Below are 15,609 nucleotides of genomic sequence, written 5' to 3'. Positions count from 1 at the left end.
CTTTATGATCAGGATAATGAACCGGTTAATAATGCAGTTTATGTCATATTAGGAACATATTTTTGGAAAAGAAACTAGGTCTCACAGCTCTTACTGCTCTGGTACTCAGCTCTATGGTCGGTGCGGGTGTTTTCAGCTTACCGCAGAATATGGCTGAAATCGCCAGCCCAGCAGCGTTAATGATCGGTTGGGGAATAACAGGTGTCGGTATCCTGTTCCTGGCTACCGCACTGTTATTGCTCTCTCGTCTTCGTCCGGATCTTGATGGGGGGATTTTCACTTATGCCAAAGAAGGCTTTGGTGAGCTAATAGGCTTCTGTTCCGCCTGGGGATATTGGTTATGCGCAATCGTTGCCAATGTTTCTTATCTGGTTATCGTTTTTGCCGCCCTGAGTTTCTTTACTGATAAAGAAGGCATTGTCATCTTTGGTGACGGCAATACTTGGCAGTCCCTATTGGGAGAGTCTATTCTACTTTGGTTCGTACATTGGTTAGTACTCCGTGGCGTTCAAACCGCAGCCGGAATCAACAAATTGGCGACAATGGCAAAATTACTGCCTTTGGGTGCTTTCATCATACTTGCCGCCATAGCCTTCAAAATGGATATCTTTCATTTCGACTTTAAAGGTATCGATCTAGGGGTTCCTGTCTGGCAACAAGTAAAAGATACCATGTTGATTACCCTTTGGGTTTTTATTGGTATTGAAGGTGCTGTTGTGGTTTCAGCCAGGGCGAAAAAACGGACAGATGTTGGTATTGCAACCATGCTAGCTGTCGTTGCGGCATTAGCAATATACATCTTGGTCACCCTACTCTCCCTTGGATTAGTACCACGACCTGAGTTAGCAGCAATGCGCAATCCATCGATGGCAAACCTGATGGTAGGACTTGTTGGCTCCGCAGGTGAAATCATTATTGCTGCCGGATTGATTGTCTCCGTCTGTGGTGCCTATCTGAGTTGGACAATCATGGCGGCAGAAGTGCCATTTATCGCTTCTCAACACGGCTCTTTTCCAAAAGTATTTAGCCGACAAAACCGCAATAATGCGCCATCATCTTCATTGTGGTTCACTAATAGCGCGGTACAACTCTCTCTCGTTTTGATCTGGTTAAGTGGAAGCAACTACAATTCATTGCTGACAATTGCATCAGAGATGATTTTAGTGCCCTATTTCCTTGTCGGAGCATTTCTTTTAAAAGTCGCTGTTGATCGTAGCAATAAAGGGTTACTACTCATTGCTGTTGGAGCATGCATTTATGGCATATGGCTGCTTTATGCATCCGGTTTGATGAATTTGTTATTGTCTGTTGTTCTCTATGCGCCAGGTCTTATTGTTTTTTTGTATGCACGCCGCCAAAACCCACAGAAAAATAGCTTATATCTGGCTGAAAAGCTCACTATTGCCGCATTGCTGATAATAGCAATCCCTGCCACTGGGCTGTTAATCAAGTAATCCCATCAGATCCAAGCCATTATTCTCCTGTAATGGCTTTTGGGATTTTCATATAGCAGTTTGTTTGGTTTTTCGTTGTTCTGTCATATTTTTTATTATTATCTTTATTAGTATGTTGTAACTAATTTTGTTAATGTAACTTAATTGGGTCGGAATCACCTCTGCTTGGGGCATTCGCACTAAATTTTTTCGGTACGAATGCCCTGATAGAGACCGGGTATTGTTTTTAATTATTTCAGTTTGTCAGCCCAATCCGCAATTGCATCCGCCGTCTCGATCGGCTTTTCGGCGGGTAGCGCATGACTGGCCCCTTCAATCATTGCGACAGTAACGCGGTTACCAAACTCGTCCTTCGCCTCTATCCGAGACGCTTCAGGTCGAAACGGGTCGGAACCAGCCTGTAGATCGAGCATTGGCACCGTCCCGCCAGCCCACCAATCCTTACGATTGGTCAGCTTGCGCGCCGCGGACTGGCTTTTTACAACATCGGAATGCCAACCCTCAAGCCAAGGTGTCGGGTCATTGCCTTCCGCGAAGAAGGCAAGTCTAAGTTTCGCCAGCCGCGCCTCTCGGGTGGATTTCGGATCACTAATCACCATGATCGCATCCGAAAGCTCCGAGGGCCAAGATTTCGCAGCCCCTGCCAGAAGTACTATGCCACGCGTCATTTCGGGATAATCCGAGGCAATCGTCTTGGCGATCCAATGGCCATAAGCGTGCCCCACCACGATTGCCTTACCTCCCTCCGCCGCAACCACCGCCGCAAAATCGTCGGCAAAGTCGTGGAAGGTCACATTTTCCATCGGACCGGTCGACCCCGAGATTCCACGTGGCTCAGGCAGAGCAACGCGATAGCCGCGCATCGCCAGTCGATCAGCGAGCGGCGAGAATTCCGCCGTTCCCCGCCCGGTTGAAGCAATCACCACGAGCAGTGGCCCCTTCCCACGCACCGAATATTCGATCAATGTCACACCATTGTTGGCGGTTTTTTGCTCTACTTGCATGGCCGAGGCAGGACACGCGACTGCAAGCACGATGGACAAAAGGCCCAATACAAAGACGAACTGTTTCATTATTCTTTCCTTACAGGGTTAATTACGTTGAGGGTTCATAACGTCAACTGAAATAGGTATTGCTATATACTCGTTATCTTTCAAGTTGCCTCTTTGTTGGCTGCACTCGCTCACCCCGGTCACATAGTTATCTATGCTCCCGGGGATTCACTCCCTTGCCGTCGCGATGCATCTTGAAATCCATAGGGTATAGACAATAGAATAGAAAGATCACACGAGAAAACTATAGAGTAATTTAGCCCAGATAACTTATCTCTATCATAATAAACACTCTCGAAGAGAAAATGACAGCGAGAAGAAATAACATAAAAATAATAGAACAAAAAAATAAATTCTTAGGCGTGATAGATGAATTGTGATTTATATCACAATTCATCTTATAACTAATTATTAATCAAAAGATATTCTCATTAATTAGCATAATGATTTATTACATACAATAAATCACGTTAATATTAAAAAATAATCCTGTTTAAGATACAAATACAGATAAAAGTCTTAAATACAATACATTATCGAGTCATTCTTTGGATTTTTCCTAATTAATCGCTATGATCACCCAGCTTTATCCCGAAAAAGACACAGTTTAAGTTATCGTCGTTGTTATCGGGTAAAAGCTATAAATATTTACACGCTGTATTGATGTTTATACAGTTCCCATTAAATCAGTATTTCTATTGCCCTGACACCATGCTCGGCAGGGTTAGGATCTATTTTAAATGAAAGCTAAACTGATTATTTTATCCTTACTTGCATCTTCTGTATTTATTTCTGTAGCAAATGCAGCAGACGGAAAAATCAACTTTACAGGTAATATCATCGCGAATGCCTGTAAAATCGATACTGATTCTGCAAATCAAAACGTAAACATGGGAACAATTAGCTCCAATGCATTTAGTGGTGTAGATAGTACCGCAGCTGCAACACCCTTTAGCATTAAGATGAGTGATTGCCCACCAGAATATACCCATGCGCAAGTTAAATTTGACGGGCAGATAGATAATAGAAATAACAATCTTCTGGCCTTATCCAATGATAAAGGCCAAGCAGTCGCCGATGGTGTTGCTATTGGTATCTATGAAGAAGATAATTCAACGTTGATTCCTTTGGCAAAAGCCTCCAAATCCCAGGCTTTTACTGATCAAAAAACAGCAGAACTGAAGTTCATGGCAAAATACGTTGCTACAACCCAAGTAATTAGTCCAGGCTCGGGTGATGCAGTCGCCAATTTTACGATTGTTTACAACTAAGACAGGCTAAATTTAGAACAGAACTTCATTCACGTTTTGTTTCTAATATACCCTATAGATTTCAAGATGGATCGCGACGGCAAGGGAGTGAATCCCCGGGAGCATAGATAACTATGTGACTGGGGTGAGCGAGTGCAGCCAACAAAGAGGCAACTTGAAAGATAACGGGTATAGAGAAGTACAGGGCATGGATGCCCATAAATCCAACAAAATAACGCATAAAAACACGATAAAACGGAGATGTTACCGTGCAGTATCAACGCCTATTCACAATAATTTTTCTATATATTATCAGTGTAAATTTCGCTATCGCAGGGGTCGTCATTGGTGGAACCCGTGTTATTTACATGAGTGACAAAAAAGAAGCGTCTATTTCTATAAATAACCCGGAAAAAAATGCCCCTTACCTGATTCAATCTTGGATCCAAGATGAAAATGACAATACGAAGACCCCTTTTATCGTTACTCCTCCCATCTTTAAACTCGCAGCAGGCCATGAAAATATCCTGCGTATTGTAAAAACAGAAAGTAACCTGCCTCAAGATCGGGAATCACTTTTTTGGTTAAATGTAAAGTCTATTCCTACCTCTGCAAAATCAGATCAGAATCAATTACAAATAACAGTTAAGTCAAAGTTTAAATTGTTTTACCGCCCTGCAAATTTAGCAGAAAAGTCAAGTACTGCATACAAAGAGCTCAAATTCCGTACGGAAAATAATTCACTGATCGCAGAGAACCCCACTCCTTATTTCATTTCATTCTCTTACCTGAAAGTAGATCAACATGAAATAAAACCTGCGGGCATGATTAAACCCTTTAGCCAACTAAGCTGGCCTCTGCCAATAAAGAACATAAAACAGGTAAATTGGAAAGCAATTAATGATTTTGGTGGTGCTACCGCCGAGGAAAAAACAACCATTTAATAAAACCATTACATTACTCTACGCCAGAAAATTAATTATGGGAAAGTGCTCACAGCATAATATTAATAAGCAACCATACAATATTGAACATTCATGGCTCTTATTATTGCTATTTATAGCTGTTGGCGTACTTTTTTACCCGGCTAAAACTTATTCTGAAGATTATTTCAACATTCATGCACTGGAAATAGGTACTGATTTTGGTTCACCTGAAAATATTGATCTCTCTATTTTCACGCAAGATGACTATCCGCCCGGTATTTACTGGGTAGATATTTATCTTAATAGAGATAAAATAGATACCAGGAACGTAACTTTTGTCACGATAAATAATAAATTGTTGCCCAAGCTGACAATTCAGCAATTACAGAATATGGGAGTAAAAATTGATAACTTCCCAGAGCTGATCAGTTTACCACCAGAAACAGAGTTGTCTGATTTAAGTCAATATATTCCATCAGCAAGCGCCGTCTTCAATTTTAGCCAGCAAAGACTCGATATCAGTATTCCACAAGCAATATTAAACAATCAGGCAAGAGGTTATGTTTCGCCTGAATTATGGCAGCAAGGATTAACTTCATTACTGATTAACTATAATTATAGTGGTTCAAATACCTGGCAAGATAATCCATCTGACTCTACGCAGACCCATTATCTGAATCTTCGAACGGGTGCTAATTGGCAAGCATGGCGTCTACGCAATTATTCTACCTATACCAGTCATGATAAGAGTTGGAAAAGTATTAACACCTATTTACAACGGGATATTCACGCACTAAAAGGACAATTAACGCTAGGTGACAGCTTTACCCCCTCCTATATTTTTGAAGGTGTTCAATTCCGTGGCTTACAGTTAGCTTCTGATGACAATATGTTACCAGACAGCTTACAAGGTTTCGCCCCTAGTGTCCGAGGAATTGCTCAAAGTAATGCTCAAGTTACAATCAAGCAAAACGGCTATATCATTTATCAAACTTATGTTTCACCGGGTCCATTTGTCATTAATGACCTTTTCCCAACCACAACAAGTGGAGATTTGGACGTTATTATCAAGGAAGCAGATGGTCAGGAATATCGATCTACTCAGTCCTTTTCGACTATACCGATTATGTTACGGGAAGGAGGATTGCAATATTCGATAACACTGGGCCAATATCAATCATCAAATAATCATGAGCGAGAACCTAATTTTACCCAAAGCGCATTAGTCTATGGTTTTTCTAATAATATCACTACCTATGGTGGTACGATTTTTTCAAAAGACTATCAATCCGTTGCTTTAGGATCAGGTTATAACTTTGGTATATTGGGTTCTCTCTCTTTCGACATCACTCACGCTAACACCGATTTACCCTCTAATATAAGTACCAAAGGGCAATCCTACCGTTTTCAATATGCAAAAGACCTTTCATTAACAGGAACTCATTTTACTCTGGCAGGTTATCGTTATTCGACACGTGGTTTTTATGATTTCAAAGAAGCCAATGACATAGATGATGCTAATAAAAGTGACTGGCGTTACCGCACCAATAAAAGAAGTAAATTGCAACTGCATATTAATCAATCTCTGGGAAATTTTGGCAGTTTATATCTGTCTGCCTTTCAACAAAATTATTGGCGGCAACGTGGCTATGAACGTAATATCAACGCAGGTTATAGCACCAATTATAATAATATTAATTACAGCCTGAATTATGCCTATAGCCAACTTCCAGATACAGATAAAAATGAACAGCTTTTTTCATTCAGCATACAGATTCCATTAGATCGCTGGCTAAAGAATAGCTGGACCAGCTATAATTTTAATACCAATAAAAACAAAGATATTTCCCATCAAGTGGGTTTAAGTGGCACAGCGCTGGAAGACAATAATTTAATCTATAGTTTACAGCAGAATTACACGAATCACGGTACTGGCGCTGGCGGTCATATTCATGCGGAATATAAAGGCGCTTATGGTCAATTTAGTACTGGTTATAGCTATGATCGTCATTCTCACCAACTGAATTATGGCCTCCAGGGAGGTATTGTTGCTCACCCATACGGTATTACTCTTTCACAACATTTGGGAGATACATTAGCATTAGTCCGGGCTGATGGCGCTCAAGGAATAAAGATCCAAAATAATGCTGGTATCGCCACCGATTGGAATGGTTATGCGGTTATTCCTTATATCAGTAGTTACCGGAAAAATCGGATCGCACTGGATACTCATTCATTAGCAGATAATGTCGATATTGACGTTAATGCCCAAACCGTTATTCCTACTCGAGGGGCATTAGTCCTGGCCGATTTTAAAACCCGGATAGGTCACAGAGTTCTAATCAATCTCTATTATCAAAAAAATCCTCTTCCTTTTGGTGCAGTTGTCACGTTAGAAAAACACCATGACCTTGATGAAACAAACAATGCAATTGTCAGTCACGAAGGGCAAGTTTACCTCACTGGTTTACCCGATAGTGGACGATTATTCGTTAAATGGGGATATAAAGATATTCAGGAATGTGTCGTTAATTACAAACTACCAGAAAAAATTCCTTTATCCGGTATTTATATAATAGAAGCACACTGTAAATAACAAGCCACAGGAAAACGCTATGTTTAATATTTACAATAAATTTAAATATTTTATCATTATTACCAACTTATTCATTGGTTTAATAGTCAGTCCTTATAGTTTTGCCGCTAACTGCCAGTTTGAGGAAGGATTTAAACCAGAAATCACTCATCTCTCTTTTGGAACCTTATATGTCCCAAGGGATCACCCTATTGGTACAACCATTTATGAATATCGCGCAGATGAATTAGACAATAAAAGCAATATCTTTTATTGCGATACAAACGTTAATACGTCATGGGGATATACATCCTATAAAAGTGCAGATTATAACAAGGATGCTATTTATGAATCCGGTGTTCCCGGTGTTGGTATCAGAATAAATACATGGGGACCCGACTATGGTATCGACTGGTTACCCCGTATCGCTAATAACCCTGTAAGCTGCGATAATTCTGGTCGTTGGTATTGTGGTAAAACATGGGGTTATCTGACAATTCAGCTAATAAAAATAGCGCCAACAACAGGTTCTGGTTTTGTCAAAAATGAGCAGTTAATTCAGGCACGGGTAAATAACCATATCGTGCACACTTACCGCTTAGGAAATACCCGGATTATTACCAAAAGCTGCTCACTGAGAAATAATAATATTACTGTCCCTATGGGCGATATTAAAAAAAGTGATTTTTCTGGTATTAACAGTACCGCAGGAGGAAAAGATTTTGAGGTTATTTTAGATTGTGATGATGATGTCCAAATTCAACTAATGCTTGATGGAAAGAAAGCAAAAAATAACTTATATCATGTATGGGCGCTTGATCAAAATGATAATCATACAACTGCTTCCGGTGTGGGTATGCAAATTCTTTACAACAATCAACCTGTTATTATTCATTCACAAATAAATATTGGTAATAGCCATTCAGGTGGGAAGTTATCTATCCCTTTACACGCCCGCTATTTTCAGACTGATCGCCATATTACTCCCGGACAAGCAAATGTAACCGCCACAATGACATTAACTTATCAGTAATACGTTTATCTGCATCAGTTATATACCCGTTATCTTTCAAGCTGCCTCTTTGTTGGCTGCACTCACTCACCCCGGTCACATAGTTCTCTATGCTCCCGGGGATTCGCTCCCTTGCCGTCGCGATGCAACTCGAAATCTATTAGGTATAGAGAGTTTATCTCTTGGCTGATGCGCTGTTATTTTATTATTTTTATCTGAAAAATATTTGAAAAAAAAACTCAGTAGATTACTCCCACTAATTAACATGTTATGCGTTAGTAATAATAGCATCAATTGCTGATAGAATTTCTCCCCGTGAAATTACAACATTACATATAAAATCTTTTTTCTTTATTTTATTGGCGTCAAGGAATGTAATATCCGGAATAAATACGTAATATTTATCACCATTGATATCGACTACCGGCGTAATACGTGAGAGCATAAGATCATTTCCGTTATTTAGAATCAACTGATTTATCTATCATTAAAAAACACTCACAACATTACCCTGAGCATAAATTCCATATATTATTCCATTCTTCATACCTAAATCATAATTTGATCAAGTATTAACAATAAAATAATACCTATAGTTAATTATAGAAAAACAATAATCAAATCAATTCTTATTTATAGTTTTGTAATAATAACCTTATATTATTAATTATTTAAGATGTCATTAGAAAACATATAAAATAATGAATAAGAAGACGGTTACTTATTTTCATTCAATAATCGCATTCTTTAACAAAAATACTTTTAAAATTTATAATAGAGGTTTTTATGTCTAATTTTGGTACAGTTATTAATCCTGGTTATATTCCTGATAGGATGGTTTTTGGACCGGGAACTGTTGTTCATCATGGTAACGGCTGGTCAACGAGTACGGATCCAAAAGGTTGGAGTATTACTCATGAGACAGGGATATATTTTCCAAATAACCCAATCCAACCTCCAAATCATCATTGGAATCCACCCGATGTTTTTGTTCCATCTATTGAAGTTCCGAATAAAATTAATCATGGTGGGCAACTTAAGACTCTGAATGAAAAATTAAGAGCTGTCGCGAAAGAATTAGATGATGCAGAAGATAATAGTTCATCATCTGCATCGGATGCTTTTGTGTTCGCAAAGATATTAGGTATACTAAAAAGCTCAAATATAGAAGATGAGTTCAGCGTCAGAGCTCAAGAAATGAAAAATAGTATTCTGTACTTTAACTCCCTACGTGAACAACAATCTAAATTACAAGAATATATTCAAAAACAAGAAACTGTTAGAACTGAAAATATAAAGCAATTGTCCCGGAGATATGTAGTAGAGAATTTCCTAAAATTTATTGACAGGGGAGAAGAGGAAGTTTTTCAATACGCAGCTCAGATATCTGCACAATATATTGATTCTATTAAAGGCTTTTCCAATTTGTGGAATAAACACATTGTAATACCAGCAATGGAATTATATAATGCTAAATATTCACTCATTAGTGTATTAAATCAAATAAATTTAGCAATAAAATACACTAAGACAATTGTTGGAAGCTCATTGTCTGGAGATAGTAACATGAGTGGATTTGGCATGTATTTTCACTATACAGGAGAATTCGGCCAAGCACTCACACTCTATGAAATCGGTGTGCATGATAAAGTCCGCGCATTGATGCAGAAACCAGGTGCATTTAAGAGAGCAGAAGGCAGCATTCAATCTCGTTTTATTTCACAAATTCAAAGAGGTGAAAGAATTGATTTTGAAAATAATTATGATTTCGTTGAGGAATCAAAAGTACCATTCCTTGACCCATTGTGGGCTATTGGAGGCGCAACTATTCGTGGAAAATTGACAAATGTCAAGGCAGAAAATGTGGATGATAAATATAGAGTGTCTGGTGTAATAAACTATGAACTGTATGATAAATTTACCGATCCATACGACATGAAAGATTTAACTGGTAAAGAGTGGAATCCTAATGGAACTCCATATGTTATCACTGGAGAATGGTCAGAATCAGTTAATTTCGATGTAAACAAAGATGTTTATGAAAATAAAATTAAGCCCATGCTTGGTCAATAAAAACAGTTGATAAAATAGCCATTGGTCGCGCATTAAATGCGCGACCATATGAAACATATTTGTCAACTAGAAAATATTTTGATAAAGAATTGTTGGGGCAAAGAGGCTGAATATGAAAATAATAGTCATTAATAACGATACCCATATAGTTTTTTTTACATTTCGTTCTAATATGAAAAAATAGTTAACTAATATAGTTAAGAAGAAAAACGTTATAATTGACATAAAAAGCATGGCCATGAATGGCATTTTGCACACCCTGTTTAAAAAAAATCCATAATATCATTATAAATGAGAATGAAATGAATCATTAGTAGTAAAAATGGCGTTTTGTGACACAATTAACAATTATTTTCAATAAATTTTATTGACGCGTTGTTTAGATTCAGGCAAGTCAAATACGTCACAGATAAATTTGTGACCGAACGTGGAAACCCAATTAGCTGAATGACGCAATTACATAAAATTTGGAACCCGCTCGCATATTAGACAATTAGAAAGAATATCGACAATGTAATATTGGTATAATAAACCATTATCAAAACAGCGACAGTGTTAAAGAATGATCAAGTATCATAGTCTCAAGAATAAAACCATTGGTGGAATCGGTAAGGTTAGCAGTTATGACATTGAATTCACTTTTAACAGTAAAAAACCGCAAACCTTTCGGTTGATATTCTTTCCATTAACTGACGATATTGTCGGAGCCGAAAAAATTGCTGAAATATACGATGTTAATCCAAACATTTTATTCGCTGTGTCTATCATCTTCTTCGATCAAGCTTATGAATCAATCCCTATATACCTAATAGATTTCGAGTTGCAGCGCGGCGGCAAGTGAGCGAATCCCCAGGAGCATAGATAACTATGTGACTGGGGTGAGTGAAAGCAGCCAACAAAGCAGCAGCTTGAAAGATAACGGGTATAGACGAATTAAATGGCAGGACTCCATTTGATAAAATAGATAAAACTGTTCATTACAATAGAAATGAAAATAACTACTTCTTTAATGTCTTAATATCATACATTCTGGATTATATTGAAGAATCTAAAGTTCATTACTTGTACTTTAGTGGCTACAGTGATTCTCACAAAAGAACCTATGAAAGACTTTTACAAAAGGTACAGTCAAGATTAATATTAGAGTATGAAGATTTAGGAGGAGGCGATTATGTTGTTAAAACGTGCTACAGCAACCAAGAAGAAGGCAACTCAGGCTGACTACGAGCGTAACCGCAAAAATAAAACCGCGATGGTTAATGCTTTCGTTGAAGCTAACAAAACCAAACATACGGAAAGTACCTGCTAACCAGTTCATTCGTTTCAGTCTCAGTAGAAAGCCACCTTTAGAATAGGTGGCTTTACCAATCCATAAAAAAACCACACCACAAATGTAAAACTTGAGACGCAGTTTAGAATATGGTCTTCCTCTTTAATCAAAAAGCAATCTGCTCCATCGTTTGTAAAATTCTCTTATCAGAGACCGGATATGGCGTACCCAATTGCTGAGCAAACAAGCTGATCCGCAGTTCTTCAATCATCCAACGAATCTCTTGTACCTCAGGCAACTGTTTCTGTTGCAGTGATAATTTCGCCAGCCATTGTTGCCACTGTTGCTGAACATTTTCGACTCGCCCCATTTGCGCTCTATCTCTGTGCGGCTCAATCGCCAATTTTTCAAGGCGGCGCTCAATGCCTTGCAGATAACGCAGGACATCCGGCAAACGTTTCCAACCATTAGTGGTAACAAATCCTTTGAAAACCAGACCAGAAAGCTGCACTTTGATATCCGATAATGGCAAGGCGAATGAAATATCCACTCTCCCCTTGAGACGTTTATTGATCGCAAAAATCGTGGTAAGTATCTGTTCCACCTGCCTAGCTATTTCCACAACAGTATCATTCAACTCAGCCCGAACCTTGTCCTGTAGCTGAATAAAACCCTGTTCATTCCAAGCCGGCCCACCATTCCCTGCCATCAATTTATCCACACCACAGGAGATACAATCATCAATCAAATCCAATACCTTGCCATAAGGGTTAAAATAGAGCCCCAATTTGGATTTATTCGGCAATTTCTCATGTAAGTATTTAATTGGTGAAGGAATATTGAGCAACAACAGACGACGAGTACCTTCCCACATGGCAATTTGTTGCTCCGGTTCGGTTTCAAACAATTTGATACCGATACTCTCCTTTTCATCCACCAGCGCGGGAAATGCTTTGACAGAGTAACCGCCACGTTTCTGCTCATACCGTTCCGGTAATTCCCCGAAACTCCAAATATGCAGCCCACTCTGTTCAATCCCATCATCGGCAACAGCAGAGAGTGTCTCCTGAACTTTCTCTTTCAAACGTAATTTCAGCGCAGATAAATCTTTACCCTCAGCGACAGTCCGGTTCTTCTCACCTACCACTCGGAATGTCATTTTGAGATGCTCTGGGACTTGCTCTAACTGCCAATCATCACGTGACACCGTAACGCCAGTCATCCGCCGTAACTCTTTCTCAAAGCTATCTAGCAAGGTCGATTGTGGTTGAGGTACCCGCTCCATAAATGCCTGAGCATAGTTTGGTGCAGGGACAAAATTACGACGAACCGGCTTTGGCAATGATTTAATCAGCGCAACAACCAGATCATAGCGAATACCGGGAATCTGCCAATCGAACCCTTCATCCTTAACCTGATTCAACACCGGCAGCGGAATATGAACTGTCACACCATCAGCTTGCGTGCCCGGCTCAAACTGGTAACTAAGCCGTAATTTCAATGCATCCTGATACCAGTAATTAGGGTAATCCAGCGCACTGATTTTATCGGCATCACCTTTGATCAACATATTCTTTTCAAAGTTAAGCAAGTCCGGTTGCTCTTTACCTGTCTTCATCCACCAACGATCAAAATGGCGAGCAGAAACCACATTCTGAGGTATCCATTGATCATAGAAACTAAACAGGGTTTCATCATCCACCAGAATGTCACGACGACGGGATTTATGTTCTAACTCTTCAATTTCCTCGCGTAATTTCAGATTCGCTCGGAAAAATGCATGCCGCGTCTGCCAATCACCTTCCACCAGCGCATGACGAATAAACAACTCACGACAGAGCATTGGATCAATTTTGCTGTAATTAACCAGACGACTAGCCACAATGGGCAAACCATATAAAGTGACTTTTTCCCTAGCCATTACCGCACCCTGAGATTTTTGCCAGTGCGGCTCGCTATAATGATACTTCACTAAATGTGTAGCTAACGGTTCAACCCATTCAGGTTCTATCCGCGCAGCAATACGCCCCCACAAACGACTGGTTTCAACCAATTCCGCTGCCATTGACCATTTAGGTGGCTTTTTGAATAAACCAGAACCAGGAAAAATAGCAAAACGCGCATTACGCGCACCGGTATATTCCTGTCTATCTGTATCTTTTTGGCCGACATGGGATAACAGCCCAGAAAGCAATGAAGTATGAATACCGCGGTAATCTGCATCCTGACTATTTATCGACAGACCAATTTCTTTTACAACCTGTCTTAACTGGGTGTATATATCCTGCCATTCCCTGACTCTCAGGTAGTTAAGATAATCTTGACGGCAAAGCTTGCGAAATTGCGACGAAGAGAGTGCCTCTTGCTGCTCTTTCAAAAAATCCCATAATTTCAGAAATGCAATAAAATCGGAGTCTTTATCGGCAAATCGACGGTGTTTCTCATCAGAAGCCTGCTGTTTCTCCAGTGGCCTCTCTCTTGGGTCCTGAATAGATAGCGCAGAAGTGATAACCATCACTTCACGCACACAACCATGATGACGAGCTTCCAATACCATACGTGCCAACCGGGGATCAACTGGGAGCTGAGCAAGCTGTCGCCCTATTAATGTAAGACGGTAATTACCCTTAGCCGCTGTGCTCTGATCAGTTGTGCTCTGATCAATAGTGCCTTGGTCAATAGCCCCAAGCTCCTCCAGAAGCCGAACACCATCCTGAATATTACGTTTATCAGGCGGTTGCACAAATGGAAATGCGCTGACATCCCCAAGACCAATTGCTGTCATTTGTAGAATGACCGATGCCAGGTTAGTACGTAGGATTTCTGGATCAGTAAACTCTGGCCGAGAAAGGAAATCGTCTTCTGAATACAGCCGGATACAGATCCCGTCAGACACACGTCCGCAACGCCCTTTCCGCTGATTAGCCGACGCTTGTGATATTGGCTCAATCGGCAACCTCTGTACTTTCGTCCGATAACTGTAACGGCTGATACGTGCATACCCAGTATCAATCACATACTTAATTCCCGGTACAGTCAACGAGGTTTCTGCCACGTTAGTTGCCAGCACAATTCTCCGCCCCGTATGTGACTGGAAAATCCGATTCTGATCACTGTTAGAAAGACGCGCAAATAATGGCAATACTTCGGTATGACGCAGATTCAGTTTATTCAGCGCATCGGCTGTATCACGAATCTCCCTCTCTCCACTCATAAAGATCAGGATATCTCCAGGCCCTTCCCGGTTGAGTTCATCCACAGCATCAATAATTGCCTCAAGCTGATCCCGCTCTCCGTCATTATCTTCCCCCATGACCGGACGATACCGCACTTCCACCGGATAGGTTCGGCCAGAAACTTCAATAATTGGCGCATGATTAAAATGGCGGGAAAAACGCTCAGGATCAATAGTCGCCGAGGTAATAATCACTTTCAAATCAGGACGTTTTGGCAGTAACTGACGCAAATAACCCAGAATAAAATCAATATTCAGACTACGCTCATGTGCCTCATCGATAATAAGCGTGTCATACTGTTTAAGCAGTCTGTCATTTTGCAGTTCCGCCAGCAAAATACCATCGGTCATCAGCTTAACCAACGTGTTATCGCCCACATGATCACTGAACCGGACTTTATAACCGACAGCAGAACCCACTGAAGTTTCCAATTCTTCCGCCAGACGATTGGCAACCGCGCGAGCAGCCAATCGACGGGGTTGAGTATGACCGATAAGACCTTTTATTCCCCGGCCTAGTTCAAGACAAATTTTCGGGATCTGTGTTGTTTTACCCGAACCGGTTTCACCAGCAATAATGACAACTTGATGGTCACGAATAGCTTTATAGATATCATCTTTCTTCTGGCTGACGGGCAAGTTTTCTGGATATTTGATCGTTGGACAAGCAGCCTGACGGTTAATGATTTTCTGAGACTCTTTCACCTTATATTGATCCTTGTAACTTCTTACTTTGCTAATTAGCCCGTTTTTATTGGCGAT

10 protein-coding genes and 1 pseudogene are annotated in these 15,609 nt (G+C 40.1%); 8 read left to right on the top strand and 3 right to left on the bottom strand.

Going from position 1 to position 15,609, the window contains the following annotated elements:
* Positions 1 to 62 precede the first annotated feature (62 nt).
* Positions 63 to 1,454 (top strand): amino acid permease, encoded by a 1,392-nt coding sequence (locus D3222_RS02980; RefSeq protein ID WP_118984790.1) that lies wholly within the window; start codon positions 63 to 65, stop codon positions 1,452 to 1,454.
* A gap of 230 nt (positions 1,455 to 1,684) precedes the next feature.
* On the opposite strand, the gene D3222_RS02975 is transcribed toward D3222_RS02980, so the two are convergent.
* The gene (locus D3222_RS02975; protein ID WP_118984789.1) at positions 1,685 to 2,527 is read right to left on the bottom strand and encodes an alpha/beta fold hydrolase; all 843 of its coding nucleotides are present in this window, start codon (positions 2,525 to 2,527) and stop codon (positions 1,685 to 1,687) included.
* Positions 2,528 to 3,246: 719 nt separating this feature from the next.
* Here D3222_RS02975 and D3222_RS02965 point away from each other — a divergent pair.
* The 4 genes from D3222_RS02965 to D3222_RS02950 all read left to right on the top strand — a co-directional run bounded on the left by D3222_RS02965 (position 3,247) and on the right by D3222_RS02950 (position 8,290).
* On the top strand, positions 3,247 to 3,777 hold the full coding sequence (locus D3222_RS02965; RefSeq protein WP_118984787.1) for a fimbrial protein: 531 nt from the start codon (positions 3,247 to 3,249) through the stop codon (positions 3,775 to 3,777).
* 248 nt (positions 3,778 to 4,025) lie between these two features.
* Complete coding sequence (locus tag D3222_RS02960; protein ID WP_118984786.1) at positions 4,026 to 4,700, top strand: fimbrial biogenesis chaperone; 675 nt, start codon at positions 4,026 to 4,028, stop codon at positions 4,698 to 4,700.
* Positions 4,701 to 4,737: 37 nt separating this feature from the next.
* Entirely contained in the window at positions 4,738 to 7,278 is a 2,541-nt protein-coding gene (locus D3222_RS02955) for a fimbria/pilus outer membrane usher protein (RefSeq protein WP_118984918.1), read from the top strand.
* Positions 7,279 to 7,297: 19 nt separating this feature from the next.
* The gene (locus tag D3222_RS02950; protein WP_118984785.1) at positions 7,298 to 8,290 is read left to right on the top strand and encodes a fimbrial protein; all 993 of its coding nucleotides are present in this window, start codon (positions 7,298 to 7,300) and stop codon (positions 8,288 to 8,290) included.
* Positions 8,291 to 8,537: 247 nt separating this feature from the next.
* Here D3222_RS02950 and D3222_RS02945 read toward each other — a convergent pair whose 3' ends face one another.
* Positions 8,538 to 8,714 (bottom strand): CcdB family protein, encoded by a 177-nt coding sequence (locus tag D3222_RS02945; protein WP_118984784.1) that lies wholly within the window; start codon positions 8,712 to 8,714, stop codon positions 8,538 to 8,540.
* 341 nt (positions 8,715 to 9,055) lie between these two features.
* Between D3222_RS02945 and D3222_RS02940 the strand changes: the two genes are divergently transcribed.
* From D3222_RS02940 to D3222_RS24940, 3 genes are all read left to right on the top strand, one after another.
* Positions 9,056 to 10,342: a hypothetical protein gene (locus D3222_RS02940; protein ID WP_118984783.1), complete on the top strand. Its 1,287-nt coding sequence runs from the start codon at positions 9,056 to 9,058 to the stop codon at positions 10,340 to 10,342.
* Positions 10,343 to 10,904: 562 nt separating this feature from the next.
* Positions 10,905 to 11,183 (top strand): hypothetical protein, encoded by a 279-nt coding sequence (locus D3222_RS24945; protein ID WP_157975278.1) that lies wholly within the window; start codon positions 10,905 to 10,907, stop codon positions 11,181 to 11,183.
* Between the two features lie 330 nt (positions 11,184 to 11,513).
* Complete coding sequence (locus D3222_RS24940) at positions 11,514 to 11,651, top strand: hypothetical protein (protein WP_157975277.1); 138 nt, start codon at positions 11,514 to 11,516, stop codon at positions 11,649 to 11,651.
* Positions 11,652 to 11,778: 127 nt separating this feature from the next.
* Here D3222_RS24940 and hrpA read toward each other — a convergent pair.
* Positions 11,779 to 15,540, bottom strand: a pseudogene (gene hrpA / locus D3222_RS02930) (ATP-dependent RNA helicase HrpA); the annotation flags it as partial.
* Between the last annotated feature and the right edge of the window lie 69 nt (positions 15,541 to 15,609).

This window comes from Photorhabdus sp. CRCIA-P01 (assembly GCF_003545805.1).
Lineage (GTDB): Bacteria > Pseudomonadota > Gammaproteobacteria > Enterobacterales > Enterobacteriaceae > Photorhabdus > Photorhabdus antumapuensis.
Note: the sequence above shows the minus strand (reverse complement) of the source record. Positions and strands in the feature narration are given on the sequence as shown.